The 24694-nt window shown below is 64.4% G+C and carries 34 protein-coding genes and 1 pseudogene; 28 read left to right on the top strand and 7 right to left on the bottom strand.

Annotated elements, in window-relative coordinates; translation table 11 throughout:
- Nucleotides 1–177: 177 nt before the first annotated feature.
- The 12 genes from B2J89_RS02440 (at nt 178) to B2J89_RS02385 (ending at nt 9881) form a co-directional block, all read left to right on the top strand.
- The gene (locus tag B2J89_RS02440; protein ID WP_169167636.1) at nt 178–1017 is read left to right on the top strand and encodes a phage tail protein; all 840 of its coding nucleotides are present in this window, start codon (nt 178–180) and stop codon (nt 1015–1017) included.
- Between the two features lie 3 nt (nt 1018–1020).
- The gene (locus tag B2J89_RS02435; protein WP_169167635.1) at nt 1021–1785 is read left to right on the top strand and encodes a hypothetical protein; all 765 of its coding nucleotides are present in this window, start codon (nt 1021–1023) and stop codon (nt 1783–1785) included.
- On the top strand, nt 1782–2273 hold the full coding sequence (locus tag B2J89_RS02430; protein ID WP_169167634.1) for a hypothetical protein: 492 nt from the start codon (nt 1782–1784) through the stop codon (nt 2271–2273). The genes B2J89_RS02435 and B2J89_RS02430 overlap by 4 nt, the downstream gene beginning before the upstream one ends.
- Before the next feature lie 106 nt (nt 2274–2379).
- Nucleotides 2380–3576, top strand: coding sequence for a phage tail sheath protein (locus B2J89_RS02425; protein WP_169167633.1), 1197 nt, complete (start codon nt 2380–2382; stop codon nt 3574–3576).
- Nucleotides 3577–3603: 27 nt separating this feature from the next.
- Nucleotides 3604–4113, top strand: a complete 510-nt coding sequence (locus B2J89_RS02420) for a phage major tail tube protein (protein WP_169167632.1) — start codon at nt 3604–3606, stop codon at nt 4111–4113.
- Between the two features lie 39 nt (nt 4114–4152).
- The gene (locus B2J89_RS02415) at nt 4153–4500 is read left to right on the top strand and encodes a phage tail assembly protein (protein WP_169167631.1); all 348 of its coding nucleotides are present in this window, start codon (nt 4153–4155) and stop codon (nt 4498–4500) included.
- Nucleotides 4501–4508: 8 nt separating this feature from the next.
- Nucleotides 4509–4625, top strand: a complete 117-nt coding sequence (locus tag B2J89_RS02410; protein ID WP_169167630.1) for a GpE family phage tail protein — start codon at nt 4509–4511, stop codon at nt 4623–4625.
- Nucleotides 4626–4644: 19 nt separating this feature from the next.
- Complete coding sequence (locus tag B2J89_RS02405) at nt 4645–4824, top strand: hypothetical protein (RefSeq protein ID WP_169167629.1); 180 nt, start codon at nt 4645–4647, stop codon at nt 4822–4824.
- A 30-nt stretch (nt 4825–4854) separates the two neighbouring features.
- Nucleotides 4855–7425, top strand: a complete 2571-nt coding sequence (locus B2J89_RS02400; RefSeq protein WP_169167628.1) for a phage tail tape measure protein — start codon at nt 4855–4857, stop codon at nt 7423–7425.
- Nucleotides 7426–7446: 21 nt separating this feature from the next.
- Complete coding sequence (locus B2J89_RS02395) at nt 7447–7884, top strand: phage tail protein (RefSeq protein WP_169167627.1); 438 nt, start codon at nt 7447–7449, stop codon at nt 7882–7884.
- Nucleotides 7881–8912 carry a phage late control D family protein gene (locus B2J89_RS02390; RefSeq protein WP_169167626.1) on the top strand — a complete coding sequence of 344 codons (1032 nt, stop codon included), beginning with the start codon at nt 7881–7883 and terminating at the stop codon, nt 8910–8912. The genes B2J89_RS02395 and B2J89_RS02390 overlap by 4 nt, the downstream gene beginning before the upstream one ends.
- A gap of 312 nt (nt 8913–9224) precedes the next feature.
- Nucleotides 9225–9881 carry a sce7726 family protein gene (locus B2J89_RS02385; RefSeq protein WP_169167625.1) on the top strand — a complete coding sequence of 219 codons (657 nt, stop codon included), beginning with the start codon at nt 9225–9227 and terminating at the stop codon, nt 9879–9881.
- Nucleotide 9882: 1 nt separating this feature from the next.
- Here B2J89_RS02385 and B2J89_RS02380 read toward each other — a convergent pair whose 3' ends face one another.
- The 6 genes and pseudogenes from B2J89_RS02380 to B2J89_RS23170 form a co-directional block, all read right to left on the bottom strand.
- Nucleotides 9883–10992 (bottom strand): beta family protein, encoded by a 1110-nt coding sequence (locus tag B2J89_RS02380; protein ID WP_371809021.1) that lies wholly within the window; start codon nt 10990–10992, stop codon nt 9883–9885.
- Nucleotides 10955–11326 carry a hypothetical protein gene (locus B2J89_RS02375; protein ID WP_169167624.1) on the bottom strand — a complete coding sequence of 124 codons (372 nt, stop codon included), beginning with the start codon at nt 11324–11326 and terminating at the stop codon, nt 10955–10957. The genes B2J89_RS02380 and B2J89_RS02375 overlap by 38 nt, the downstream gene beginning before the upstream one ends.
- 48 nt (nt 11327–11374) lie before the next feature.
- On the bottom strand, nt 11375–11818 hold the full coding sequence (locus B2J89_RS02370; protein WP_169167623.1) for a thermonuclease family protein: 444 nt from the start codon (nt 11816–11818) through the stop codon (nt 11375–11377).
- Nucleotides 11815–12372, bottom strand: a complete 558-nt coding sequence (locus B2J89_RS02365; protein ID WP_169167622.1) for a hypothetical protein — start codon at nt 12370–12372, stop codon at nt 11815–11817. The genes B2J89_RS02370 and B2J89_RS02365 overlap by 4 nt, the downstream gene beginning before the upstream one ends.
- Before the next feature lie 2 nt (nt 12373–12374).
- Nucleotides 12375–12896 carry a helix-turn-helix transcriptional regulator gene (locus tag B2J89_RS02360; protein ID WP_371809022.1) on the bottom strand — a complete coding sequence of 174 codons (522 nt, stop codon included), beginning with the start codon at nt 12894–12896 and terminating at the stop codon, nt 12375–12377.
- Nucleotides 12897–12902: 6 nt separating this feature from the next.
- A pseudogene (locus B2J89_RS23170) lies at nt 12903–13061 on the bottom strand (helix-turn-helix domain-containing protein); the annotation flags it as partial.
- A 64-nt stretch (nt 13062–13125) separates the two neighbouring features.
- On the opposite strand from B2J89_RS23170, the gene B2J89_RS02355 reads away from it, so the two are divergent.
- The 16 genes from B2J89_RS02355 to B2J89_RS02280 all read left to right on the top strand — a co-directional run bounded on the left by B2J89_RS02355 (nt 13126) and on the right by B2J89_RS02280 (nt 21486).
- On the top strand, nt 13126–13572 hold the full coding sequence (locus tag B2J89_RS02355) for a hypothetical protein (protein WP_169167621.1): 447 nt from the start codon (nt 13126–13128) through the stop codon (nt 13570–13572).
- A gap of 207 nt (nt 13573–13779) precedes the next feature.
- The gene (locus B2J89_RS02350) at nt 13780–14001 is read left to right on the top strand and encodes a hypothetical protein (protein WP_169167620.1); all 222 of its coding nucleotides are present in this window, start codon (nt 13780–13782) and stop codon (nt 13999–14001) included.
- Between the two features lie 105 nt (nt 14002–14106).
- The gene (locus tag B2J89_RS02345; protein WP_169167619.1) at nt 14107–14445 is read left to right on the top strand and encodes a DNA-binding protein; all 339 of its coding nucleotides are present in this window, start codon (nt 14107–14109) and stop codon (nt 14443–14445) included.
- Nucleotides 14442–14840 carry an ogr/Delta-like zinc finger family protein gene (locus B2J89_RS02340; RefSeq protein ID WP_206041389.1) on the top strand — a complete coding sequence of 133 codons (399 nt, stop codon included), beginning with the start codon at nt 14442–14444 and terminating at the stop codon, nt 14838–14840. Before B2J89_RS02345 ends, B2J89_RS02340 begins: the two co-directional genes overlap by 4 nt.
- 106 nt (nt 14841–14946) lie before the next feature.
- Nucleotides 14947–15246, top strand: coding sequence for a hypothetical protein (locus tag B2J89_RS02335; protein ID WP_169167618.1), 300 nt, complete (start codon nt 14947–14949; stop codon nt 15244–15246).
- Nucleotides 15239–15409, top strand: a complete 171-nt coding sequence (locus B2J89_RS02330; RefSeq protein WP_169167617.1) for a hypothetical protein — start codon at nt 15239–15241, stop codon at nt 15407–15409. The genes B2J89_RS02335 and B2J89_RS02330 overlap by 8 nt, the downstream gene beginning before the upstream one ends.
- The gene (locus B2J89_RS02325) at nt 15406–15852 is read left to right on the top strand and encodes a hypothetical protein (RefSeq protein WP_169167616.1); all 447 of its coding nucleotides are present in this window, start codon (nt 15406–15408) and stop codon (nt 15850–15852) included. Before B2J89_RS02330 ends, B2J89_RS02325 begins: the two co-directional genes overlap by 4 nt.
- Nucleotides 15853–15863: 11 nt before the next feature.
- Nucleotides 15864–16016 carry a hypothetical protein gene (locus B2J89_RS02320; protein WP_169167615.1) on the top strand — a complete coding sequence of 51 codons (153 nt, stop codon included), beginning with the start codon at nt 15864–15866 and terminating at the stop codon, nt 16014–16016.
- Nucleotides 16013–16423: a hypothetical protein gene (locus B2J89_RS02315; RefSeq protein WP_169167614.1), complete on the top strand. Its 411-nt coding sequence runs from the start codon at nt 16013–16015 to the stop codon at nt 16421–16423. Before B2J89_RS02320 ends, B2J89_RS02315 begins: the two co-directional genes overlap by 4 nt.
- Before the next feature lie 2 nt (nt 16424–16425).
- Nucleotides 16426–18405, top strand: coding sequence for a replication endonuclease (locus B2J89_RS02310; RefSeq protein ID WP_169167613.1), 1980 nt, complete (start codon nt 16426–16428; stop codon nt 18403–18405).
- Nucleotides 18405–18677, top strand: coding sequence for a hypothetical protein (locus tag B2J89_RS02305; protein ID WP_169167612.1), 273 nt, complete (start codon nt 18405–18407; stop codon nt 18675–18677). Before B2J89_RS02310 ends, B2J89_RS02305 begins: the two co-directional genes overlap by 1 nt.
- On the top strand, nt 18674–18892 hold the full coding sequence (locus B2J89_RS02300; protein ID WP_169167611.1) for a hypothetical protein: 219 nt from the start codon (nt 18674–18676) through the stop codon (nt 18890–18892). The genes B2J89_RS02305 and B2J89_RS02300 overlap by 4 nt, the downstream gene beginning before the upstream one ends.
- A 27-nt stretch (nt 18893–18919) precedes the next feature.
- Nucleotides 18920–19564, top strand: a complete 645-nt coding sequence (locus tag B2J89_RS02295) for a hypothetical protein (protein WP_169167610.1) — start codon at nt 18920–18922, stop codon at nt 19562–19564.
- On the top strand, nt 19558–20145 hold the full coding sequence (locus B2J89_RS02290; RefSeq protein WP_169167609.1) for a replication endonuclease: 588 nt from the start codon (nt 19558–19560) through the stop codon (nt 20143–20145). Before B2J89_RS02295 ends, B2J89_RS02290 begins: the two co-directional genes overlap by 7 nt.
- Before the next feature lie 5 nt (nt 20146–20150).
- A complete protein-coding gene (locus B2J89_RS02285; protein ID WP_169167608.1) occupies nt 20151–20423 on the top strand; it encodes a hypothetical protein in 273 nt (90 codons plus the stop codon).
- On the top strand, nt 20407–21486 hold the full coding sequence (locus tag B2J89_RS02280; RefSeq protein WP_205763669.1) for a tyrosine-type recombinase/integrase: 1080 nt from the start codon (nt 20407–20409) through the stop codon (nt 21484–21486). The genes B2J89_RS02285 and B2J89_RS02280 overlap by 17 nt, the downstream gene beginning before the upstream one ends.
- Before the next feature lie 422 nt (nt 21487–21908).
- Here the strand turns inward: B2J89_RS02280 and B2J89_RS02275 are convergent, their stop codons facing one another.
- Nucleotides 21909–24380, bottom strand: coding sequence for a beta-glucosidase (locus B2J89_RS02275; protein WP_240964697.1), 2472 nt, complete (start codon nt 24378–24380; stop codon nt 21909–21911).
- Between the last annotated feature and the right edge of the window lie 314 nt (nt 24381–24694).

Raw genomic sequence — 24694 nt, 5'->3', positions numbered from 1 at the left:
GACAGCCATCACTGTCACTGGCAACGTGCGGGCACGGCTGTTTGCCGCCGCAATCACCGTCACGGGCGAGGAAACCACCATTTACCCCTACCAGCCGGAGCCCCAGGCCCTTCCCAGCGCCCTGTGGTGGGCAGGGGCCGTACATGCCTATGAAACCATCACCGTGAGGCCTCAAACGTGAGCACCCCCTACTACACCCTGCTGACCAACATCGGCCTGGCCAAACTGCTCAACGCGCAGGCCCTGGGCACCGTTGTGCAGTGGTCCCACATGGCCGTAGGCGACGGCAACGGCAGCCCCACTGCGCCCACGCAAGCGCATACGACCCTCTTGCGCGAGCGGTACCGCGCCCCGCTCAACCAGCTGAGCATGGATGCGGACAATCCCAGCTACCTGATTGCAGAGCTGGTCGTGCCCTCCAGCGAGGGCGGCTGGTACGTCCATGAAGTGGGCATTTTCGACACCGACGGGGACTTGGTTGCCGTGGCCAACTTCCCCGCCACCTACAAGCCTGCACTGGTGGAAGGCGCAGCGCGTGACCTGGCCATCCGCGTCATCGTGGAGGTGAGCAACGCGAGCATCGTGCAGCTCAAAATCGACCCGGCCATCGTGCTGGCCAGCCGGGCCTGGGTGGAGTCCAACTTCATCCGCCGCAGCAAATTCGCCGGCGGAGACACCGACGAGGTGTTGGCCAAGCGCAGCGCTGCGGCAGAAGACTTTGTCTGGGTCAGCCTCGCCCAGGCGCGCTACATCCGAAAAACGGCGCCATTTGTCGCAGCGGCTGCGCGGCGCTACCTGCTGGTGGGCACCTTTGCAGCCAAGCTGCCGCCGGTGGCAGGCCTACCCCTGGGCACCACCATCGCCTTCATCAAAGACCAGGACGACAGTCCGACCATCACCGCTGACGGCGCCGCAGGTGAACAGATCCAGACCACCAAGGGGCTCGATGCCACGGTGATCTTTGACATCAACGCAGAAATTATTTTGGTGTGGAACGGCACCAACTGGGAGGTTTAAGCAATGCCAATTTCTTTGAAAAGCACCCTGGGCGGCGGCACAACGCTCTCCCTTCTGGGCCTGGGCGGCGGCGAATACAAAGGCACCATCGTGCTGCTGGATTTCATGCCTGGAACGCGCACATGGACAGTGCCTGAAGGCGTTTCCAAAATTCGGGCGTTTGTGGTCGGCGGCGGTGGGGGGGCATACACCATCGGGGGCACCCTGGCCGCCAGTGGCGGCGGTGGCTACTCAGAAAAAGTGATGGCAGTGACGCCTGGCCAAGTGCTCAGCTACTCCGTTGGAGCGAGCGGGTTATCCCACGTAACCACACCCACGGCGGGCGGAACGTCGTCTTTCGGCGGCGCCATTTCCGCCACAGGCGGCGCAAAAGGTGCACCTGGCGTGCCGGGTAGCGGTGGCACTGGCACGGGCGGAGACATCAATACATCGGGTGGCACCGGAGTTTCAGGCGGCAACGCCGGGGCAGGCGGTGGTGCCGGGCACCGATACGGCAATGGCCAGATGGGCGATGGGACGGCATACGGTGGCGGCTTCAGCTCAAACGGATCAAGTAACGTGGACGGCTGGGGCATCGGCATGCTGCCCAGTGAGCGATATGGATTTGGCGCGGCGATTAGCACGTCAACCACAAAGCCAGGGCTAGGCGGTGGCGGGGTGAACAACACCAGATCGACCGCCGCAGGCGGCAAAGGCGGCGGCGGCGCGTCTGCCGTTGTAGGCGCTGACGGTGGCGTGGGTCTTGTCGGAATCGAGGTGCTGGGATGAAATACGCACGCATTGTGGAAAACGTGGCCGCAGAGGTCTGGACGGACGGCGGCCTGGACATCACGCCTGCCGATGTTTTTGTGCCCGAGATCGCGGTGCATTTCACGCCATGCCCTGACGAAGTGCGGGCAGGCTGGGCGCACGTTGGTGGGCAATGGACAGCGCCAGATGCACCTGAGCCACCATCGCAAAACCACGGGACCATCATCACCCCGCTGGCATTCCGGCGCCGCTTCACAAAAGAAGAACGCGCCGCCATCGAGTGGGCTGCAGTGGACCGCGCGGACCAGACGAACGAGCAGCGCATGCAGGCAGCAGCGCTGCGCAGCAGTCTCGAAGACCAACGCCAGGCGACGTATATCGACCTGAAAGATGACGACGTGATTGAAGGTGTGCTGGGCATGGAGGTGCTGGGCCTGCTGGATGTGGGCCGAGCCGATGAAATCCTGGGTGCACCCGTTCAAGCCGGCGAGCTTCTGACCACCTGAGAGCTTTGCATGTGGCTGCAGTGGCCACAGGCTTCGGAAGTGGATGTTCGCGCGCGGGTGCGCGATGCTTTGCGCACCTCAAACCACCACACCTGCGCACACATCCATGGCCACTGAATACCACCACGGCGTCCGCGTCCTCGAACTGACCGAGGGCGTGCGCTCCATCCGCACCATCTCCACCGCCATCATCGGCCTGGTGGCCACCGCATCCGACGCTGATGCCGCGGCCTTCCCGTTCGACACTCCGGTGCTGGTCACCAACGTGTTCAGCGCGCTTTCCAAGGCCGGCAAAGCCGGCACGCTCGCGGCCTCGCTCGATGCGATCAGTCAGCAGTGCCGCCCCATCATCGTGGTGGTGCGCGTGCCAGACGGCGTAGGCGAAACGCCAGAAGCCAAGGCCGCAGACCTCACCAGCAACGTGATCGGCGAAGTGCTGACCAACGGCCAGTACACCGGCATGAAGGCCCTGCTGGCGGCGCCCGCCAAGCTGGGCATCAAGCCCCGCATCCTGGGCGCGCCCGGCCTGGACACCCAGCCCGTGGCCACGGCCCTGGCCGCCATTGCACAGCAACTGCGCGCCTTCGCCTACGTGAGCACGGACGGCGCCGAGACCGTCGAGGCCGCCACCACTTACCGCAATGAATTCAGCGCCCGCGAGCTGATGGTGATCCACCCCAACTTTCAGCGCTGGGACACCGTGACCAACGCCACGGTGGAGGCACCCGCCACCGCCTACGCCCTGGGCCTGCGCGCCAAGATCGACATGGACACCGGCTGGCACAAGACGCTGTCCAACATCGGCGTGCAGGGCGTGACCGGCATCAGCCGCGACATCTACTGGGATCTGCAAAACCCCGCCACCGACGCCGGCCTGCTCAATGCGGCCGACGTGACCACGCTGGTCAACCGCGACGGCTACCGCTTCTGGGGCTCGCGCACCTGCTCGGACGAGCCGCTGTTCTCCTTCGAGTCGGCCGTGCGCACCGCCCAGGTGCTGGCCGACAGCATTGCCGAGGCGCACATGTGGGCCGTCGACAAGCCGCTGCACCCGAGCATCGTCAAAGACATCCTCGAGGGCGTGAACGCCAAGTTCCGCGAGCTCAAAACCGGCGGCTACATCCTCGACGGCCAGGCCTGGTACGACGAAGAGATCAACCAGAGCAGCACGCTGAAAGAGGGCAAGCTGGTGATCGACTACGACTACACGCCCATCCCGCCCATCGAAGACCTCACGTTCCGCCAGCGCATCACCGACCGCTATTTCGCGGACTTCGCCGCGCGCGTGGCCGCTGGCCAATAACCCACCCCAACAAACTGAGGAATCACCATGGGATTGCCCCGCACCCTGAAAAACTTTGCGCTGTTCGTCGACGGCATCAGCTACGTGGGCGAAATGCCCGAAGTGAAGCTGCCCACTCTCAAGCGCAAGATGGACGACTACCGCTCCGGCGGCATGAGCGGCCCGGTCAAGACCGACTTCGGCATGGAAGGCATGGAGCTGGAGTGGACGGCCGCCGGCTACATCCGCGAAGCCTACGAGCAGTGGGGCAAGGCCAAGCACGACGCCGTGCTGCTGCGCTTTGCCGGCGCGCTGCAGGCCGACGACAGCGAAGAGGTGCAGTCGCTCGAAGTGACCGTGCGCGGCCGCCACGAAGAGATCGACCCCGGCAGCGCCAAGCCGGGCGACGCAACGCAGTTCAAGGTCAAGACCGCGCTGAGCTACTACAAGCTGGCGATCGACGGCACGACCGTCATCGAGATCGATTTCGTCAACATGATCGAGGTCGTCAAAGGCGAAGACCGCCTGGCGGGCGTGCGCTCTGCATTGGGCATCTGACCGCCGCCCGCCCACCCCCAAAACCTTCGGAACTGAACCATGAAGACGCAAGACAGCACGCCCCTGAACGACCAAGCCACCGACGTGGCGGACAAGAAAGACCCCAACACCCTGCAGCTCGAAACGCCGATCAAGCGCGGCGACGGCCACATCACCAGCGTGACCCTGCGCAAGCCCACCTCGGGCGAGCTGCGCGGCGTTAGCCTGGCCGAGCTGCTGCAGATGAAGGTGGACGCCCTGCAGACCGTGCTGCCGCGCATCACCAGCCCCATGCTGCACAAGCAGGACATGGCCAGCCTGGACCCGGCCGACCTGGTGAACCTGGGCACGGTGGTGGTCGGTTTTTTGCTGACGAAGGAGCAGAAGAAGGACTTCCTGAGCGAGTAGAGGACGCCATGGCCGACCTGGCCATGGTCTTCGGCTGGACGCCGGCCGACATGGCCGGCTTCAGCCTCCCCGAGCTGATGCAGTGGCGCGAGCGCGCCCGCAAGCGCCACGAACCTCAAGACTGACCCGGTGCAACAATGACCCATGCTTTTGACCGCCCTCGCCTGCCTGCTGATCGCCGCCTTGAGCCTAGTGCTGCTGGGCTTGCTGTTGCTGCCGGTGTACCTGTGGGTGCGGCACCGCGATGCGATGCGCGCGCCCCAGCGCGCCGCCGAGCTGGCCCAGGCCCAGGCGCTGCTGGCCGACACAGCCTCACACCACTGAGCGCCCAAGCTGGCAGCCCGGGAGGCTGCCATGGCTGACACCATGCGCCTGCGCGTGGTGCTCGACATGGCCGAGCGCGTGCTGGCACCTTTGAAGCGCATCCAATCGGGCAGCAACGAGGCGGCCAACGCCCTAAAGGCCACGCGCGACCGCCTCAAGGAACTCAACGCCCAGCAGGCCGCCGTGGGCCATGTGCAAAAGCAGCAGGCGGAATTTGCCCGGCTCAACAACGAACTCAAGGTCAAGCAGTCGCTGCTGGCCGGACTGCGCGCCGGTGGTGTGGCCACGGCCGCCCAGCTCAAACGCGAGGAAAGCGGGGTGCGCAGGCTCTCGGATGCGCTGGAGCTGCAGCGCGCCGCGGCCGGCAAGGCGCGGGCGGCGCTAAATGCCATGGGCGTTACCGGCAGCCTGAGCGCTGCGCAGTCGCGCCTGAAATCCGACATCGACAACGCCACCGGCGCCATGACGCGGCAGCGCGCCGAGCTGCAGCGCCTGGCGCAGCATCAGCAGCGTCTGCAGGCGCTGAACGAGAAGCACGCCAAGGCCATGATGCACACGGGCGTTGCCGCAGGCGCCGGCATGGCCATGCAGGCCGCTGGGCGCCGCGGGGTCGAGATCGGCATGGGGCCGGTGCGCAACTACTCCCAGCACGAAGACGCCATGCTGGGGATTGCTCGACAGGTGCCGGGCGCCCGCAACGAAATGGGCCAGCTCACCGAGGTGTACCGCCAGGCCGAGCGCGACGTGCGCACCCTGAGCGGCCAGATCCCGCTGGCCACCACCGAGATCACCAACATGATGACGGCGGCCGCCCGCATGGAGGTGCCGACCGACCAGCTCAAAGAATTCACGCTCATGGCGTCGGAGATGGCCACGGCATTCGACGCCGTGCCAGACGAGATCACCGAGTCCATGGGCAAGGTGGCCAAGAACTTCAAGATCCCGCTGACCGACATTCGCGGGCTGGCCGACGCGATCAACTACCTCGATGACAACGCCATCAGCAAGGGTGCGGACATCATCAATTTTCTGAACCGCACATCGGGCGTGGTCTCCACCGTGGCCATGAGCCCGCAGGACGCCGCCGCGCTGGGCTCCACGCTGTTGACCCTGGGCGAGCGAACGGAGACCGCAGGCACCGCCGCCAATGCCATCGTGCAGAAATTCGCTGCAGCCACGAAGGGCACCAAGAAGTTCAAGTCCGCGATGGAAGAAATCGGCCTGTCCACCGAAGCCGTGCAAAAGGGCATGAGCACCGATGCAACGGGCACGCTGAACCAGGTGATCGAGGCCATCGGCAAGCTACCCGAATCGCAGCGCATCGGCGTGATGGTGGAGCTGGTGGGCATGGAGCACAGCGACACCCTGGCCAAGCTGGTGGACAAGCCCGAAGAACTGGCGCGCCAGCGCGCGCTGGCCAACGGCAGCGAGGCCAAGGGCTCCATGGCCCGCGAAGCCGCGGCTCGCAATGCCACGCTGTCGGCGCAGTGGCAGATGACGAAAAACCGTGCTTTCAACCTGAGCGCGGTGGTCGGCCAATCGCTGCTGCCGAGCATGCTGTCGCTGATGGCAGTGGTCAACCCGCTGATCGAGGGGTTTGCGCGCTGGGTGCAGGAGAACCCGGTGCTCGTGGGCTGGGTCATGAAGCTGGCCATCGGGGCCGCTGCGCTGCTGACAGTGCTGGGCGCCGTGCTGCTGCCGCTGGCGTTGATCGCGGGCAAAGCCATGCTGATCCGATTCCTGTTCGCACGGCTGGCGCTGAGCCTGGGCGGAATGCGTGCCGCAGCGGCCGCTGCAGGCCCTGCCATGGGCATGCTCTACCGTCTGGGCTTCCTGGCAGGCCGTGCGTTCGCGCTCCTGCGCGGCGGTGCGGCGCTGTTGCTGGGCGGGCTGCGGGCTCTGGCGGTGTTCCTGATCGCTAACCCCATCGTGGCGGTGTTCGCCCTGCTGGCCACGGCTGCCTACATGGTCTGGCGCAACTGGGACGGCATCAAGGGCGGACTGCTGGCCATCTGGCAGCAGCTGTCGGGCGCGGTGTCGGCCTGGTGGGCCAGCACGGCCGCCGGCGCCGCGGCGCTGTGGCAAGACCTGGTGGGCCTGAAAGACCGATTCTTCAGCGCGGGCGCGGATCTGATGTCTGGCCTGATGAACGGCATCACCAGCCGGCTCGCGGCCGTGCGCGAGGCCGTCGTGGGTGCGGCCGACGCCGTGGGCGCATGGTTCCGCGAAAAGCTGGGCATTGCATCGCCCTCCAAGGTGTTCATGCAGTACGGCGGCTGGATCTCCGAAGGCGCCGCCCTGGGCATCGCCGGCGGCCAGGGCGCGGTGCGCAATGCCGCGCTGGGCATGGCCACGGCCGCCACCCTGGCCATGCCGATGGCGGCCAATGGCGCCGCGCTGCGGCTGGACACCCGGCCGCCACTGGGCGCATCCGCTGCGGCGGCGCCGGGGAGCGGCGGGGGCAGCACCTACACCATCACCATCAACCCAGCGCCGGGCATGGACCCGCAGGCCATTGCCCGCGCCGTGTCGGCCGAGCTGGACCGGCGCGAGCGCAGCAAGCAGTCGCGCCGCCTCTCGGCACTGCACGACATCGACTGACCGACCGACAAGGAACCCACCATGCTGATGGCGCTCGGCCAATTCGTCTTTGGCCTCACGACCCTGGCCTACCAGGACTTCAAGCGGCAGACCCAATGGCGCCACCCGAGCAGCAGCCGCGTGGGCGCGCGGGGCGCGCACCAGTATGTGGGGCCGGGCGATGACACCATCACGCTCAGCGGCATGCTCAGCCCCGAGTTGGCGGGACGCGCGGCCTCGATCCGCGAACTGCGCGAGATGGGAGACACCGGCCAGGCCTGGGCGCTGGTGTCGGGCACCGGCGAGGTGTTCGGCGCCTACGTGATCGAGAACATAGGCGAGACCGGCACGCTGCACATGGACAACGGCATCGCCCGACGCATCGAGTTCGACCTGCAGCTCAAGCGCGTGGATGACCAGCGCAGCGGCGCGGCCGTGAACGTGGGCGCGCTGGGCAACTTCCAGGCGGGCGGCGCATGAGCAGCCACCGCCACCCCGCGCCCGACTATCGGCTGGTGGTCAACGGCCAGGACATCACCGCCAAGGTGAACCCGCGCCTGATCGGCCTCACGCTGTCAGAGGGGCGCGAGGGCGCGGCCGACACGCTGGAGCTGACCCTGGCCGACCACGATGGCCAGCTGGCCCTGCCACGCAAGGGCGCCACCATCGAGCTGCAGCTGGGCTGGCGCGGCCAGCCGCTGGTGGACAAGGGCTCCTTCGAAGTGGACGAGGTGGAGCACAGCGGCGCGCCGGACCAGATCAGCATCAAGGCGCGCAGCGCCGACCTCAAGCGCAAGCTGCGCCAGCGCACAGAAAAGAGCTGGCACGACACCACCGTGGGCGCCATCGTGCAGGAGATTGCCGCCCGACACGGCCTCGCATCGCGCGTGGGCGGCACCCTGGCCAGCACAAAGGTCGAGCACATCGACCAGACCAATGAGAGCGACCTGCACTTTCTGAGCCGCCTGGCCAAGCAGCACGACGCCGTGGCCACCGTGAAAAAAGGCCACCTGCTGTTCCTGCCCATCAACGGCACCAAGACCAGCAGCGGCGCAGCGCTGGGTCGCATGCACATCACCCGCGCAGATGGCGACCAGCACCGCTACCACAGCGCCGAGCGCGGGGCCTACAGCGGCGTGCGCGCCTACTGGAGCGACCCGAACCAGGCGGAAAAGCGCAGCGTGTTGGTGGGCACTGAAGAGGACGAGAAGCGCCTGAAAGACACCCATGGCAGTGAGCAGGATGCGCTGGCCGCGGCGCGGGCGGAACGCCAGCGCGTGGAGCGCGGCAAAGCCACGCTGAGCCTTACCCTGGCGGTGGGGCACCCTGCCCTCATGCCTCAATCACCCGTGACCGTGGCGGGCTTCAAGCCCGAGATCGACGGTACCTCGTGGCTGGTGAAAACCGTGAAGCACCAAATGGGGGATGCGGGTTTCATCACCAATCTGGAAATGGAACGAAGCGCGGGCGGCGACGCGCCTACCGCGGCCCAGCCGGATAACGACTAATTTGAGCTGGCGCTGGCCCTTGGCAGACCCGATCTGATGTCGCAGACTCCGTTGACGGTGAAAGGGCTCAAGCCTGCGATCGATAGCAGGCTGGTAACGCGGCTAGAACTGGAACGGCGAGTCGAGAACGGCCCAGCCAGGGAAAGCCATTGGAACACTGCGATACCCGCTGCTACACGAAGGAACGCTGGCTGTCCTAGAATTTCGTGCTGCGTAGGGGCGTTACTTCAGCACCTGAACATGCTTCCGCTCTGCTGAAGTTCAGCCACCGTTAGCAGAGCCACTTATACGAATCTACGTGCGTAACCCATCATGACGGAACAAGAGATTCGATTGCTGCTGCAAGCTAAGCTTGCCGATTCGCCAAGTGGCCAAGGGGCTGCGTTCGTTTCGGAGCTTTTCATTGCTTGCTTCGCGCGCCGTGCCGATTTGGTGATGGCGAACGGCAAGTTGGCAGCATTCGAGATTAAAAGCGAGCGGGACAGCCTGGAGCGGCTGGAAGGTCAGTTAGATACGTACCTCCGTTTATTTGAACAAGTCACGGTGGTGTGTGCAAAGCGACATGTGCAGGGAGTTAAAGCACTAGTCAAAGATGGGGTAGGTATTTGGCAACTCACAGAGAAAGGGACTTTCAAGGTTGTGCGCAAGGGCACCTCATTACCTAAAAAGTCCCGGCCTTCTTGGCTGAGCTTCCTTCCAGTTGCAGAGCTTCGTACCCTCATGGTTGAGCATGGGTTGGTGCAAGCGGGAACGCGTGACGTGTTGGAGCGGCGTGCGGACCAAATAGCGGTCTCGGCGATACGAGCCCATGTGCTCGCCTATTTCAAAACACGCCGCGAATCGGCAATTGCACGGCGTCAATCAATGCGCCTCCCGCGCTTGCGCACTGACGCTCGGTTACCCTTGCCATTTCCCGCTGTGGCTGATTCAGCGCATCAAATCAAAGCCATCCCTAGATCATTGGACTAGGTCAGAGCGAATCGTCATCAAAGCCATTCTCGTTGTCATTGTCTTGACGCGAAGCTTCCTCGTAGTCGATCTGGCGCGAGAGATGAATATTCACGCGAACAGCAATCCAGCTGGCAGGCGCTTTGCCGTAAGGACTGCCCGCAGCCGCCTCTGCAATCATTCGCTCACCCCAAATGGTCGAAGTGGTCGAGCAATCAAATTCCTCTTGAATTGCTCTTGCTGATTCGATGTACCCTGGCTCGATAGGGCCGGGGCGTCGTTCAAAATGCCAATCGGTATAGGTCGGGTAGTCAATGCGTGGGCTCCACCGCATCATCGGCACGTCGTCATAAACCACAGCATGGACAGACCCGTGATCCCCGTAAATGGCGACCGGGTTCCCACCAACTCGTGCATGCAACTCCCGCTCAAGAATGGGAATTACTCCCCGCCGTTTTGTTGAGTCAGCGAAAGGCAACGTGCTGCTTGGAAAGCTTGTCGAAAGCACGACGATCAGCAAGGCTGGGAACTCCGACCGCAGAGCATTGACGGTGGAAATTGTCGCAGTAACGAATGCCGCCATCGCTTCCCGGATGTACTGGCAATCGATGAAAACAATCGCGTTACGAGGATCATCCAGCGCACTGATGGCGCTGATAACGAAAGGGGTCTGCGCCGCAAAGTCCTGAATGCGAAACGCGACGGTGCCAAACGCCGACTCGATCTCTTGTGCTTGTTGCACGATATCTCTTGTGCGACCACCCACCGGAATTTGAACGACGGGAATAGCGTTTTTGTACTCTGCGGCAAATTGCCTCCAAGCCCGGAATGCATCCGTAGAGTTGCGAAGCTGATCCCAGTGAACTTCCACCTTCCGGTTATCACTGGACAGGTCCATGAAGAATGGGCGATCTCCAGCGGCCTCCGCGGCCTTTTCGGCGGCCTTATTCAATTCACTTGATCCACGCCATTGGCCAAGGGTGAGCATTGGAACGATACGAGCTTTCCGTGCGCCATCGAGCTCCTTTAGCCCGCGCAACTCAGCAAGGCGCGTGCGCAAGGCTGGGAAGTAGGTGTACGTTGATAGATTTAGCTTAGCCATGATCTGTATTTCCTCCTTCAACAATTTCACGAACCTTCGCAGCGGTCATCCCACCGAGCCCGGCCACAACGTCTAACGTTTGATTTCTTCGGTTGAGTTCGTACTTCAAGCGTTGGACCTTTTCCTCCAGCGCCAACACCTCACCGTTTAGCCTGCCTATAGTTTCAGAGTTCGCAGCATGGAGCTGTGCACCCTGCTTTTGCGAGCGCATCGCGCTATGCAAAAAAAGCGCAAACATAAAGGCACTCATCCAGCCAGCGGCCCAAAGCAAAATATCTCGCCATGTCGGGTCGTGTTGAAAGCCGACGTAGAAAAAAACAACGCTCAGGACAACTGACAACAAACCATAGATGTGAGTTGCCATGCACACCCTCCCTTAAAAATGCAAACCCTTAGTCCTACAAGAAACAACTCATCGTTGACTCTGTCGTCCGCGCCGCCAATTCCAGGGCGCTTCTGGAGCAACGTCAGACCACAGGCTCAGCTTCCCACCCTTTGCCTGCGACTCAAGACGCGCCAGATGGCTGTAGCCAGCGCCGTACTTGACGTAGTACCAGGCCATTCCTGAGCGCACCATCTCCTGGCCGGCGTCTTTGCCTTGGCATTCCACATCGGCGACAGTGCGGCCGTAGCGGTCTTTGGCACGTGCAGAAATGACCGCCTGTTGCTGAAAACAGAGCGCAGCCAAATGCTGGCGGGCGGCATTGCCGAAAGGCTGGCGTTTTTCAGGCGCGTCAATCGCTGCAATGCGCACTCGCACCTGCTCATACGCGCCGACCTCGCCACAGCGGGCAGTGAGGGTGTCGCCATCGGAAATGCCGACTACCAAACAAAGAAGCGCAGCACTGAGGGTCATGTCTTGCCAGCGAGGGCGAGAGTACACGCGCGCAAGCCAGGTTGACCGCTGTCGCTGTATCGGCACCGCTTCATTGCGTCCGTCCATGTCTGGTGGGGCGTGACGAGATCGGCAAATTCGCGAACTCCCAGCAAACTCTGGGCAACCTGCAGCGCCTTCGCCCGGGTAACTGTGGCCGTCATGGTTGTGTGGCCATCCACCGGGGTGGGCGACACCACCGTGACAGTCACTTGGTCGGCCTTAGTGTGCAGAAAGGTGCGCCACACGCCCCACTGAAAAGCCCTTAAGAAATCCTCGGCCAGATACTGCGGATCGCGGGTGAGGCCGTCTCCATTGATTGCCAGACGGATGTGCAGCGGCTTGCGCTTGAGCACCTTGAATGCTCCGGTTTCTGGCGAGAAATCGCCCATCTCTTCCGCCATGGCCTCGGGCGTTGCGAACTGCATAGGCGCAGCGCCCTTGTTCTGTGCCATCGCCGGCGAAGCACACGACATGGCCAGAGCGGCCAGCACGAAGCCGTTGAAGCTCTGTTTGATGCTGTAGAGGATTGACATGGTTAAAACCGCCTCCCATTCCACCCATACACAACCCGCCCGCAAATGCGCACAGGCTGCGTGCCGTCGAGCACATCCACGGTGCGCACCTTGGGGTTGTCGCTGGTGACTTCATGCGCGCCATCGACTCGGCGCGTCACACGCTTGATGAACAGCTGGCCATTGGCCTGCAGCACATAGACGCCATCCACATCGGCCACTTGGCAATCGGTGTCCACGATGGCGAAGTCGCCTGAGTTGAGCGTGCCCGCCATGCTGTCGCCGTAGGCATGCACCAGCTGCAGCGCTTCGGGCCGCGAGCGCGGCACATTCAGGGCCAGCCAATGGCGCGACACGGGCACTTCGCCCAGGATCACGTCTTCGGTCATCAGGTCGTTGCCAGACCCCATGCTGCCTGTGGCGTTGAACAGGGGGATGCGCACGGTGTCGCTGTCGCTGGCGGGAGCAGGTGCCGGGCCAGTCAAACCGCGCGTGCTGCGCTGACCGGTGATGACGTAAGAAACATCGAGATCACGAGCAGACACAGCGGAAAGAAATTCCGCGCTCACGGTTGCAACCCCGCGCTCCCAGTCCTGATAGGTGCGCGGCTTAGCGCCGCCAAGGGCTGCCATTTCGGGCTGCAAGAGTCCTAAGCGTTCGCGCTCTTCACGCAAGCGATCACCCAAAGAGGAACGGAAATCTGTATTCATTCTTGCTAAACACGGAATTCCGTGCATAATTCATCACACTGTTACCAATCAATCCAAAGCACACATGACCACCTTTGACGCCTCGGCCGACCTACCGAAAGCCTGGACCGGCTTTGACGCTTGCCAAGAACGGCTGCAACGAACCCTGACAGAAATGCTGGGCAGCCACCCGCGCTCTGGCGTCTTTGGCAAAGTGTCCGTCCACATCAAGCCTGCGCAGGACGAGCACGCCATGCCGGTGGAGCGCTGGGCGCATGACGCGCAGGTGCTGATTGCCTGCCTGCGCGCCATTGAGCCAACGGCCCAGGTGCGCATCGATGTGACCGGGGTGGGCGTCCTGCAGTACGGGGCACTGCGCGCTGCGGGGGTGGACGTAGGGGCATATGTGAACACGGTGGACTACGCGCCAGCACTGGCGCTTATTCCAGAGGCGCTGCGGCCGTGTACACGCTGCGGCCTGCCAGTGAAGCACGCGGTGATTGGCGAGGGTCCGAAGCCTTCTCGAGATTGAGAACGTATTCCACGCCGGTCACGCGCACGCGCCGCCTTCCAGAACCGAGGTACAGGATGTCGCCAACGTTCAGAACGGGGTCTGTGGGAACGGGGAATGTGCAGGCGACAACCTCGCGCGACCCGGGCTCAAAGATTTGTGTTTGCACTGAAAAAGCCATTTCCATCACGTTGTTACCAATCAATGCCAAATAGTACAGGAGCCACCATGTTGCAAACAAAACACCAGGGCGAGGACACGGCGCAAGAGCCCGTGCTGCACGACAAGCCCATTGCGCTGCGCATGACGAAATCCGAGCGCGAAGAAGCCTTTGCCCTGGCGGCTGAAGACGAGCGCAGCGCGAGCAACTTCGCTTTGCGCATGTACCGCATTGGCCTGGCCGACTACAAGGCCAAGCGCGAAGCGTTGCGCGGCGCGGCGGATTCCTGACGTCGGTTTCTTTTTCATGCCTTCATGTTGCCCAGCAGTCCGCACAACCGCACGCAACTTGTTTTGCGCGACCTTGCGCGTCACCCCACACATCCAGTCCATGCCATGAATTCACGTCACTCTCACACCAGCGGCACGATCGAGCGGGTTTTGCGCCAGCACCTGAGCCAGCCGGGCAGCGCGGCCCAGGATGCGGCGGGCTGGGATGCCCCGTCCGTGAGCCGGTTCTTGAGTGGTCAGCAGGGAGTGCCGATTAGCAAGATCGACTCACTCGTCAACGCGGCGGGCTTTGTGCTGATAAGCCGCAAATACCTGGAGGCGATTGGCACGCTGGGCGAGGTGGGCATGTATTGCCACTGCGCCCGGGCTGGCGGCGGTGAATGTGGGCCGAACCGGCAAGAAGCATCCGCCGCTGGACAGGATCTGCGGGGTGCGCGCGCATGAGCGGCACGCACGCTTACCAGCCGGGTCGAAAGGAGCAGGCCCTGGCTTTTGCACGCGCCATGCCGCGCGAGAGCACGCGGCTGAACTGTCCGCACTGCGAGACGCCGGCCCTGATTCGCACCAGCGTGCAGATCACAGTGCTGACGCGCGAGACCACTTACTGCTGCGTAAACCCCGAGTGCGGCCACACCTTTTGTGCCCTGACCGAGATCGTGCGCACGCTCTCGCCCAGCGCCACGCCGAACCCCAGCATCAATCTGCCGCTGTCCACCCATGTGCGCCGCGACCTGATGCGCGCCACGCTGGACCACGCCCAGCACTCCCCGTATTCGCCGCGCACCACACGCCCGGTGACGCTTGACATGTTCGAGGCGCGCCCGCCGCACCCCGAGTAGCCACCGCGCGCCGCTGCAGGCGCGCACCCCCTACCCCGCTTTCCCTATCGCTTGCGGCGCCGTTTTTGGCGCTGCGGGATTCGTTCGCCCAAAAAGAGGAGTTTTCATGAAAACCACCGTCACGATCGAGATCGACACGGATCGCCTCGGCGGCTACACGGACGCCTATGTAGCCCAGCTGTGGCACATCGCCCAGGCCAACCCGGCGCCCCATGGCGACCGGGATGCCTCTGCCCTTGCGGCCGCTGTCGGCACCGAGATCATCCGTCGCTGGCTCAAATGGGCAGGGCCGGAATTGCACACCCACCAGCCAGGCGCAGACAACTGGAAGGCGTTGCTGGGACTGGGCGCGAAGTTCATCGATGGCGCATGGCGCATCCCCACGGAAGGAGGCAGCAATGTTTGACCTTCCTATGCGTGCGATCGCTTTTCGCACCGGCGTACTGGCCTGGGTGGTCGGCCTGCTGGGCACGGTGACGGGCAGCGTGCCGCTGCTGGTGTTGGCCCTGGCTTTGTTCGCTGTCGGCCTGGGCGCCTTTGCTGCAGCTCTGCAGGGTGTCGAGCAATGACCGCCGCCACCAAGCGCGTGCGGCGCGCAAAAGCTGTAGCGCCTTCAACAGTGCACGACAGGCAGTTGAACTATCAGGCGTACGAAGACTTCATGCGCAGGCGAGAGCTGAAAAGTCTTGCTCCACAACTGCGCATGCTGGAACGGCTTATGCCGGCGGCGCGTGCGGCTGACGCTGAAATCTATGGCGGCGAAGTCAAGGGAGCGGTGTGGGGCCGTGGTATCAGGATCGATGAGTCCTATGCCGCGAACAGGGAGCGCAGGGCCGGTGCCAGTCGAAACGAAGTTTTAGCGCGCGTTTTTTGTGAGCAGGGAATGCGTGAGGTGGAGCGGCGCGCCACAGACGGCGCGCGCTATTGGGTAGTGCTGGTCAAGGGGCATCTGCGGGTGACGATGCATGTCTGCCCTGCGCGCTACAGCGAGAAGGGCGTGGTGTACCTGTGAGCACCTACGCCATGACCTACCGCGCCGCCGATGGCCGGCGCGTGGCGCTGCACCTGATCGCTGCCAGCCTGGCCGCTGCATGGGATTGCGCCTTTGACATTGCAGATCGCCTGCAGGGTGATGTGTGCGGCTTCGGCGTGGCCCCGGTCAGGGTGCGTGCATGAAGCAAGACCTTGCCGAGCGCCTGGCGCACGGGGAGCTGCATTGCATCGGGGTGGTGGCGCCTGATCTTGACCTGTTGGCCAGGCCCGCGCCGGTGAGGTTGGCAACCAGGCCCGCGAACGACGCCGAGCGCGCGCGGCTGATGGGGCTGCGTGATGAATATGTGCAGCTCTCCAGCCGCGGGCGCTATGTGGATGCGGCGGCGCGCGAGTGGCGCCAGTTGCCTATCAGCTGGCGTATGTCGATGCTGATGATGGGCGGCGTGGGGCAGGACGTGGACAGCCTGGGCACCCTGGCGCTGCGCGACTGGCATGAGATGCCACCGCATGAGCAGGCCGAGGTGCGCGGCGTGGTGCGCGGCGCCAAAAAGCATCTGCTGCGCCTGACGGCGCTGGCGGCGCGGGTGTAGCCATGGCAACGATCCCACGCAAGCCGCCCACCGCCAGCCTGGCCGAGTGGAACAGCCACAAGCCCACGGCGCACATGGCGCAAAGCCACATGGAGCGCGTTTTGAAGTGCGCCCCGGTGGGCTGGCAGGCAGCCGTGCGTGCGCGGTTCAGTCCGGCCCTGCCGCCCATCGTGGCAGCCGCGCAGTCTGACCACGACTTTTTGCACCAGCCGCCCGAATGGGCGCAGGCGTGGGACTTGCTGCAGTCGGTGGCCGACTTTGAAGACAGCTACGGCGCAGCCAGCCTGTGGAACCTGGCCGATTACGAAATTTGCGAGATGGCCAAGAAGCTGGCCGCGCAGGCCGATGAGCTGGACGATATTTGCATTGGCCAGGGCGGCGACTTGGCGGCGCGGGTGGATTCCATTCGCATGCTGGTGCGCTGCGTGGGCATTGCCGAAGACATGCCGATCAAGGGCGAGCCGGCCATCAAGCGCGCACAAGATGCAGCCTGGTGGCGCCGGCGCCTGCGCGTGCACGTGGCGCGTGTGGTGGAAGCGGGCGCCGTGGGCCTGGGCCTGGTGAACAAGGCGCGCGGCGGCTATGTGAGCCAGGACGGGCTGCTGCGCCGCCAGGCGCAGATCAAGCGCAACGCCGAGGCGCTGGGCCGCACGCTGTACCGAAATGAAGCGGGCCAGGTGTTCACGCTGCTGGAGCTGGCGGCGCTGGGCACGGCTAACCCGGTCAATCGCGGTGGCGAGCTGATGACGCGCATTCGGGGTGCCGAGGAATACGCCGATGCGCGCGCCCATGTGGGGCTGTTTGTCACGCTCACGCTGCCGAGCCGCTTCCACCCCGTGAAGCTGGGCAGCGGCGGGCGCCCCTTCCCGAACAAGAAATACGCCGGCGCCACGCCGCGCGACGGCCAACTGTGGCTGCGCGGCATGTGGCAAAAGGTGCGCGCCTACCTGCAGCGCAAGCATGTGCGCATGTATGGCCTGCGCGTGGCCGAGCCGCACCACGATGCAACGCCGCACTGGCACGCCCTGCTGTGGGCCGAGAACGAAGCGGACGCCCAGGCTATTGAAGCGGCGGTGCGCAAATACTGGCTGAGCGATGACGGCCAAGAGCGCGGCGCGCAAGAAAACCGCGTGAACGTGAAGCGCCTGACCAAGGGCGGCGCGGCGGGCTATGTGGCGAAGTACATCGCCAAGAGCGTGGGCCACCTGGCCCTGGCCGAGCACATGGACGTGGTGGACGGACAGCAGATCACCATGGACTTTGGCGACCAGGGCGCCAAGGGTGCACGCGACGTGAAAGAGACGGGCGTGGGTTACCAAAGGGTGGACGCCTGGGCGGCCACCTGGGGCATTCGCCAATTCCAGACCATCGGCATGCCCAGTGTGACGGTGTGGCGCGAGCTGCGCCGCGTGACGGGCGACCAGCTGGACCTGTTTGCCCGCGAGGGCGACCGGGAGACGGTGCGCGCGTTTGATGCCTGCCACCGGCGCGGTGATGTGCGGGCCGATTGGTGCGCGTTCATGGAGGCCATGGGCGGGCATGCGCAGCCGCGCTGCCGATGGCACCTGCGCACGGCGCACCGCACGCCCGAAGAGGGCCAGGTCAACAAATACGGCGAGTCTGTGACGGTGGGCCGCATCGTGGGCCTGCGCGCGCAGCGCGGGCGCATGTGCGGCCGCTGGCTGGTGAGCCGGCGCATTGCCTGGACGCCGGTGCTCGATGAGAGCGCGCTGGCCGCGCACGGCATGGCCGGTGGTTCCGACGATTCAGGACAAGCGCAGGGCGACGGCACAGCCACGGCCCGCGCGGCTTTGCCGCGCGCTTGGACTGGTTTCAATAACTGTACGGCCCGCATCACGCACGAACTTTCTGAGCTGGCTTTTGGACCCGGCAGGCCCGATTTCAGCGAGTGGGCGCGCTCTGAACACGTCCCGCCCCTGCGCGCCAAGCCGCTGCCGCAATTCCCGAGGGATTGGAACTGATGAAAAACCAAGCAACCCGCCGCCAGGCGCGCACCGCCGTGCCCGATGCGAGCCGAAATGCCACCCCGCTGCTGGCCCAAGTGCTGCAGGCCGCCCGCCGCCGATGCGACGACATGCAGGACTGCACCGCGGCCCGCGACCAGATGGAGCGCGACGTGCTGGACACACCGCCCGAGCTGCTGGCAGACCTGCTGACCGCGCTTTCCACCGTGCGCATCACGCGCGCCGACCTGATTTCACCCACCACCACCGAAAGGAGTGCCCACCCATGAACGCAAAACGCACCGAGCCGCGCGTGCACTGCTTCCAGCGCCCGCTGCACGGCGGCTATGTGCCGCAGGCCGGCACCACGCCCGAGCACCTGCGCGCCGTGTTCGACGCCGAGCGCGACCGCCTGGCCGATGCCGCCAAGCCGCGCCGCACGCGCCGGCTGCCCGCCGCGCCGGCGACCAACCCCAAACAGGCCCAGCTGCAGCTCGTGGCCTGAGCTGAACCACTTTTCTTTGAGGACCCCATGACTGCAAAACCCTTGATCCTGGCCCTGACCGGCCGCCCTGGTGTGGGCAAAGACTCCGTCGCCGACATGCTCGCGCCTCAGCAAGGCTTTGTGCGCATCGCGTTTGCGGACGCGCTGCGCCGCGAGGTGTGCGATGCCTGGCGCATCGACCTGCGCATGCTGACCGACCGGCACACGAAGGAATTGCCGCTGCCGGCGCTGGCAGCCGGCATGTGCAGCGACCCGGCATTCATGCGCTGGATTGCGGACGGCGGCGACAGCCTGACCGCGCCGCGCAGCCCGCGCTGGGTGCTGCAGCGCTGGGCGTCGTTTAAGCGCCGGTACTCGCCTGACTACTACGCCGCCATCGTGGAGCGCTGGATCGGCCGGCAGATTGGCTGCGGCCGGGATCGCATCGTCGTCACGGATCTGCGCGACCCTGTCGAAGAAGCGATGCTGCGCCGCCTGGGCGCCAAGGTGGTGCGGGTGCACCGGCCCGAGCTGGCCGCGTTGCCCGCAGACACGGCCATGCACGTGAGCGAGCAGCACCACCGGATCAAGGCCGTCGCAGACATCCTGAACGATGGGAGCTTGCAGACCCTGGCCAATGCGACGCTGGAGTGCGTCGAGCTGCTGGATGTGCTGGAGGTGGCGCCATGCTGAAAGGCACGATTCGCCAGCGCTCCAGCGAATGCGCCGCGCATACCGGCCTGGGAGGCCTGGCTGTCGCCCATAGCCAGCGCGCGGACGAGAACGCGCGCGCTGCTGGTCATATGGGCGTGTTTTTGACGCTGACCTGCCCGAGCCGATTCCATGCGGGCCACGCGAGCTATGACGGATCAACCCCGCGTGATGCAGCGCAGTGGCTTCGCACGATATGGGCACGCGCCCGTGCTGAGCTGGCGCGCGGCGGGGTGCGGATGTACGGCGTGCGCATAGCTGAACCGCATCGCGATGGCTGCCCCCATTGGCATGCAATGCTGTGGTTTGAAACTTCAGCAGCGGCTGACGGCGCTGTGCAGGTCTTTCGCAAACACTGGCTGCGAGAGGACGGCGACGAGCCCGGCGCACAGAGGCATCGCGTGTCGGTCATGCGCATGGGGGACGTTGGCGGTGCTGGGTATGTCTCGAAGTACATCAACAAAGAACCTTGTTGCGCGGTCTGGGCGCGGACCTGGGGGATTCGCCCGCTCCAAACCATCGGCGCGCCCTTTCATGATCCTGCACATGGACTTTGCGAATGACTGCAATGCAAGCCCTACCCCCCTATCTGACAGACGCGGAAATTGACGACATGTGCGCGCCGCTCAAGGTGGGCGCCGCAAAACGAAAACGCCTTGAAAAAATGGGGATGCTGGTGAAGACAAAGCCCAATGGCCGCCCGCTGGTGGCGCGCAGCGAATTCGAGCGCGTGCTGGGGGCGGGACGGATGGCGACCGCGCAGAACGACGCAGTGACCGGCCCGAACGTGACTGCTTTGCGCGAGCACATCAACAGGAGGAAGCATGGGGCGCGCGCGTAAGGACGGCGACCCGCTGGGACTGGCTGGCACGCGGCTGTCATTCAAGCACGGGGCCTTCTACTACCGCCACCGCGACGGGCGCTGGGAGCGCATCGGCGCCGACGTGAAGGTGGCCAAGGAACGCGCGGCCCTCTACAACGACCCGGAGGGAATATTTGGCACCGTGGGCTACTGGCTCGATCAGTTCCTGGTGGATTGCGCGGCACGGGTGACAGCAAAGACCCTAGCGGCCCGCACCCTGTCGGATTACACGAAAGACGTGGTGCCGCTCAAGGCCTATTTCGGCGCGATGCTGCCCGAGCACATCCAACCGCTGCACGTGCAGACCTATCTCGACATTGGTGCCGAGGCCGGCAGACCAGTGCGCGCGAACCGGGAGAAGGCCTGTCTCAGCTCCTGCCTGAGCTGGATCATGCGCAAGGGCAAGACCACCATGCTGATCAACCCTTGCATGCAGGCCAGCGGCACAAAGGGCAACCCCGAGCGAAAGCGTGAGCGCTACGTGACGAACGAAGAATATTTGGCGGTGTACGAAGCTGCGGGAACCCAGGTGCGGCTGCTCATGGAGCTGACCTACCGCACACTGCAACGGCCGGAAAGCGACCTGCTGCACTGGACGCCGGCCGTGCTGGCCCGCGATTCGCACACCAAGCAGCGCGTGCTGTCGTTCACCCAGGGCAAGACAGGCATGCGGGTGAAGATCGCCATGACCGAGAGGCTTGAAATTCTGATCTTGCGCGCCATGGGCGCGGTGCCACACATCGACCAGCCGCTGGTGCACACCCGACAGGGTGATGCGTACACGTACACGGGGATCATGTCGATGCTGACGGCTGCCATGAAGAAGGCGAACAAGGCTCGCGAGTCAAAGGGTCTGCAGCCGTTCAAGAGCTTCGGCTTCCGCGATCTCAAGGGAAAGGGCGCGACCGATATGTGGCTCGCCGGCACGCCCATCGAGCAGATCCAGCTGCTCTGTGGCCACGCGGACAAGGCGACGACGGAGAAGTACATCAAGGCCCGGTGGAACGCCACCGCCCAGCCCAACGAAATCGCCATCCAATAGCGTCACATATACAGTGGTTTGGCCCGAAGTCTCATAGGCAAAACGGGATTAATCACCATCGCACTTATGAGACAAGAGGCCGCCTAGTTTGGCTCAACCATGCCGCATAGAACGCGGATTGGTGGCGGGTCTCTTAATCCGTAGGTCGACAGTTCGAATCTGTCAGGACCCACCACCAAAACTAGCGCGTCAGCGCTACAAAGCCCGCTATTTAAAAGATAGCGGGCTTTTTGTTTTCAACCAAATTGTCGTTCATGTCGCGATTCGACTGGCTTGGGTGACGCTGAAGTACGTTTCGGGGGCATCACGGTGCGATGCCCCGGCAGGCAGGCGCATTGGATGGGTGTTCACGACCCCAGCCCCCAGGAGCCGAGCGTCCATCAAACCCGAGGCGATTGCCAGTCCACGGTCCTGCAATTCCGCTAACGCTCGAATGTTCCCGCGCTAACGAGGCGGTCAGAGGCGCTGCCGACCCATACCGTATAGGCACCGGGCGGGACCACGAATGCCTTGCGCGACGCATCCCACACGCTCAACGGATGGTGGCTGGCGGCCGGATCCACAGCGATGCTCACGCGCTCGCTGGCGCCGGCAGCGAGCGCCACCTTGCGAAAGCCGACCAGCCGCTTCGGTGGCTGCGGCAGGCCGGAGCCCGAAGGCACGGACAGGTAGACCTGCAGCACTTCCGCGCCCGCGCGGGCCCCTGTGTTGCGCACGGTCGCCTCCACGCGGTAGGTGGCAGCGCCACTGGCGGGCAGCTGCAGCCGCTGTGCCTCGACGGCAAAGCTGGTGTACGACAGGCCGTGGCCGAAGGCGAACGCGGGCTGTTTATTGTGGGCGTCGTACCAGCGGTAACCGATCTGCAGCTGTTCGCTGTAGTCGACTTGCGGAATGCCTTTGGCGTCCATCACACCCGGGTACTGCCCGGCCGAGACCGTTTCCATGAACCCCTGGCCTTCGACGGGAAAGGTCACGGGCAATTTGCCGGAGGGGTTGTGGACGCCCAGCAGCAGATCGGCCACGATGTGGCCATCCTCCTGGCCTGGGAACCAGGCTTCGAGCATGGACGGGCCGCGCGCACCCAGCCAGCGTGCAGGGAGCGGTACGCCGGCGTTGTCCTTGAGCACCAGCGCGGTCTTGGCATGGGTGGGCCGCGCGGTGTTGGATTGCACGCCCAACAGGCGGTCGATCATCGCGATGGTGCGGCTGTTGCGGCCTGCGTTGTCGCCGCCATCAAAGGAAATCGCCTTGGGTAGGGGCGCATACCAGTCCAGCGAATCGCCGCGCGCCGTGAGCAGACCACCCTCCGCATTGTTGAAGCTGGCCCGGTCCGCGCCCTCCTCGGCCACCGTGCCTGCCATCACCACCACCGCATCCGCGCCTGCCACTGCTGCCAGCACGTCGCCGAAGACGACGGGCCTGCCGTCGAGTGTGGCGCCGGCGTTGGCGTCGTCCACCAGTGCCAGTTGGACTTCAACCGATGCATTGCCGGACTGGGCGAAGACATTGCGCAGGCCCGCGGCGGGCGTGACGGTGTAGAAGGGCACGACATCGGAGCTGCCGCCGCCGGCGCCCATGACCGTGCCGACCATCGATCCTCCGGCCACCGCCTGCTGCGCGTAGATCTGGCTCGACTTGCCGACCAGCAGCACCCGCCGCGCGTCGCGCGGCAGAGGCAGTGCGCCATTGTTCTGCAATAGCACCGCGGTCTGGACGCCCATGGCACGCGCCTTCCGGCCACCGTCCTCGACGTCCAGCGGCCGCTGCACGATCGGGCGATCAAAGACACCGAACTTGAACATCTGCACATACCGGCGCCGCAGCGCCGTATCGATGTCGGACATCGTGAGCTCACCGGCATTCAGCGCGGCGCGCAGCTTGTCGGGCGCGAAGAACTGGGGCAACGGCATCTCGTGGTCGAGTCCGGCGCGCATCGCCTTGGCGGTGCTCTTGGCGGCGAAGAAGTCCGACTGCACGTAGCCTTGGAAACCCCACTGGCGGCGCAGGACGTCGGACAGCATCTCTTCGTTCTCGCAGGCGAACGCGCCGTTGAGCGCGTTGTACGAGCACATCACCGCGCCAGCTTCGCCATCCTTCACGGCCATCTCGAAGGGCAGCAGGTACAGCTCATGCAGTACCTGTGGGTCGATGCGCTCGGACACCGACATCCGGTTCACCTCCTGCTCGTTGCCGACGTAATGCTTGGCGACGGCGATCAGGCCCTTGCCTTGCACCGCGCGCGTCTCGGCCACGGACATAACACCGGCAAGGTACGGATCCTCGCCCTTGTATTCGAAGTTGCGACCGGCCAGCGGCAGGCGCGCCAGGTTCATGCCGGGCGCTTCGAACACGTGCAGCGCCAGACGGCTGCCCTCTTCCCCGATCAGTTCGCCAAACGCGGTGGCCACGGCGGGGTCGAACGAGGCGGCAACGGCGATCGAGGAAGGGACAGCAGTTGCCTTGGCGGAGGATGCATCAAAGTAGACCGCCTCATCGACATGGAGGCCATTCACGTAAACCATCCGGGGTGGGGTATCGAGTGCAACGCAATCGTTCTGGCCGATCCCCACCGGGCCGTTGGTGACGCGCAATGTGGGGATGCGCAGGGCAGGAATGCCCGTGACATGCCGGGCGCCCTTGCAGTGGGGCAATTCGGGGACGATTTCGGGCACTGCACCGGTCAGCTGCTGGGCCTTCTGCTCCAAACTCATGCCGGCAAGCAGCAAGCCCGCGCGTTGCTCGGGCGACAAGGTTTTGATCATCCACGGCATTGCGTCAGCAGCTGCAGGCCCGCCGCGGGGCACTGGGCCGCTCGCGCATCCGGCCAAAGCGATGGCAACAACAAACAGCGCGCTCGGACCTGTGCGCCTGCGGCATAGCGGGAAGGATTGCATGAGAGTCTCCGATCCAGGGCTGCACGTTGCTGGTGGCACCCTGGGCCACTCTGCGCCGAACGACGGAGGTAAGTCAACACATTCCCTGGTGTGCCGCATACCGGATGCCCAGGACCGATGAATGCCTGGAAACACAACGACTGATGCCAGCGTGCCAAGATCCCGTGTCGCTTGCCAATGACGGGCACGGCTTCCGGTGTTGGCGGCAACCGGGCTGGCTAAGGCACGATCGGCAGGGTGGTCAAACTTTCGTCGGCGTCCAGAGACGGGATCTTCGCAAACCACTCTCGCAAGAAATCCGCCAGTGCCCGCGT

It is taken from the genome of Acidovorax sp. SRB_24 (assembly GCF_012931925.1).
This window is presented reverse-complemented; position numbering and strand designations above follow the sequence as displayed.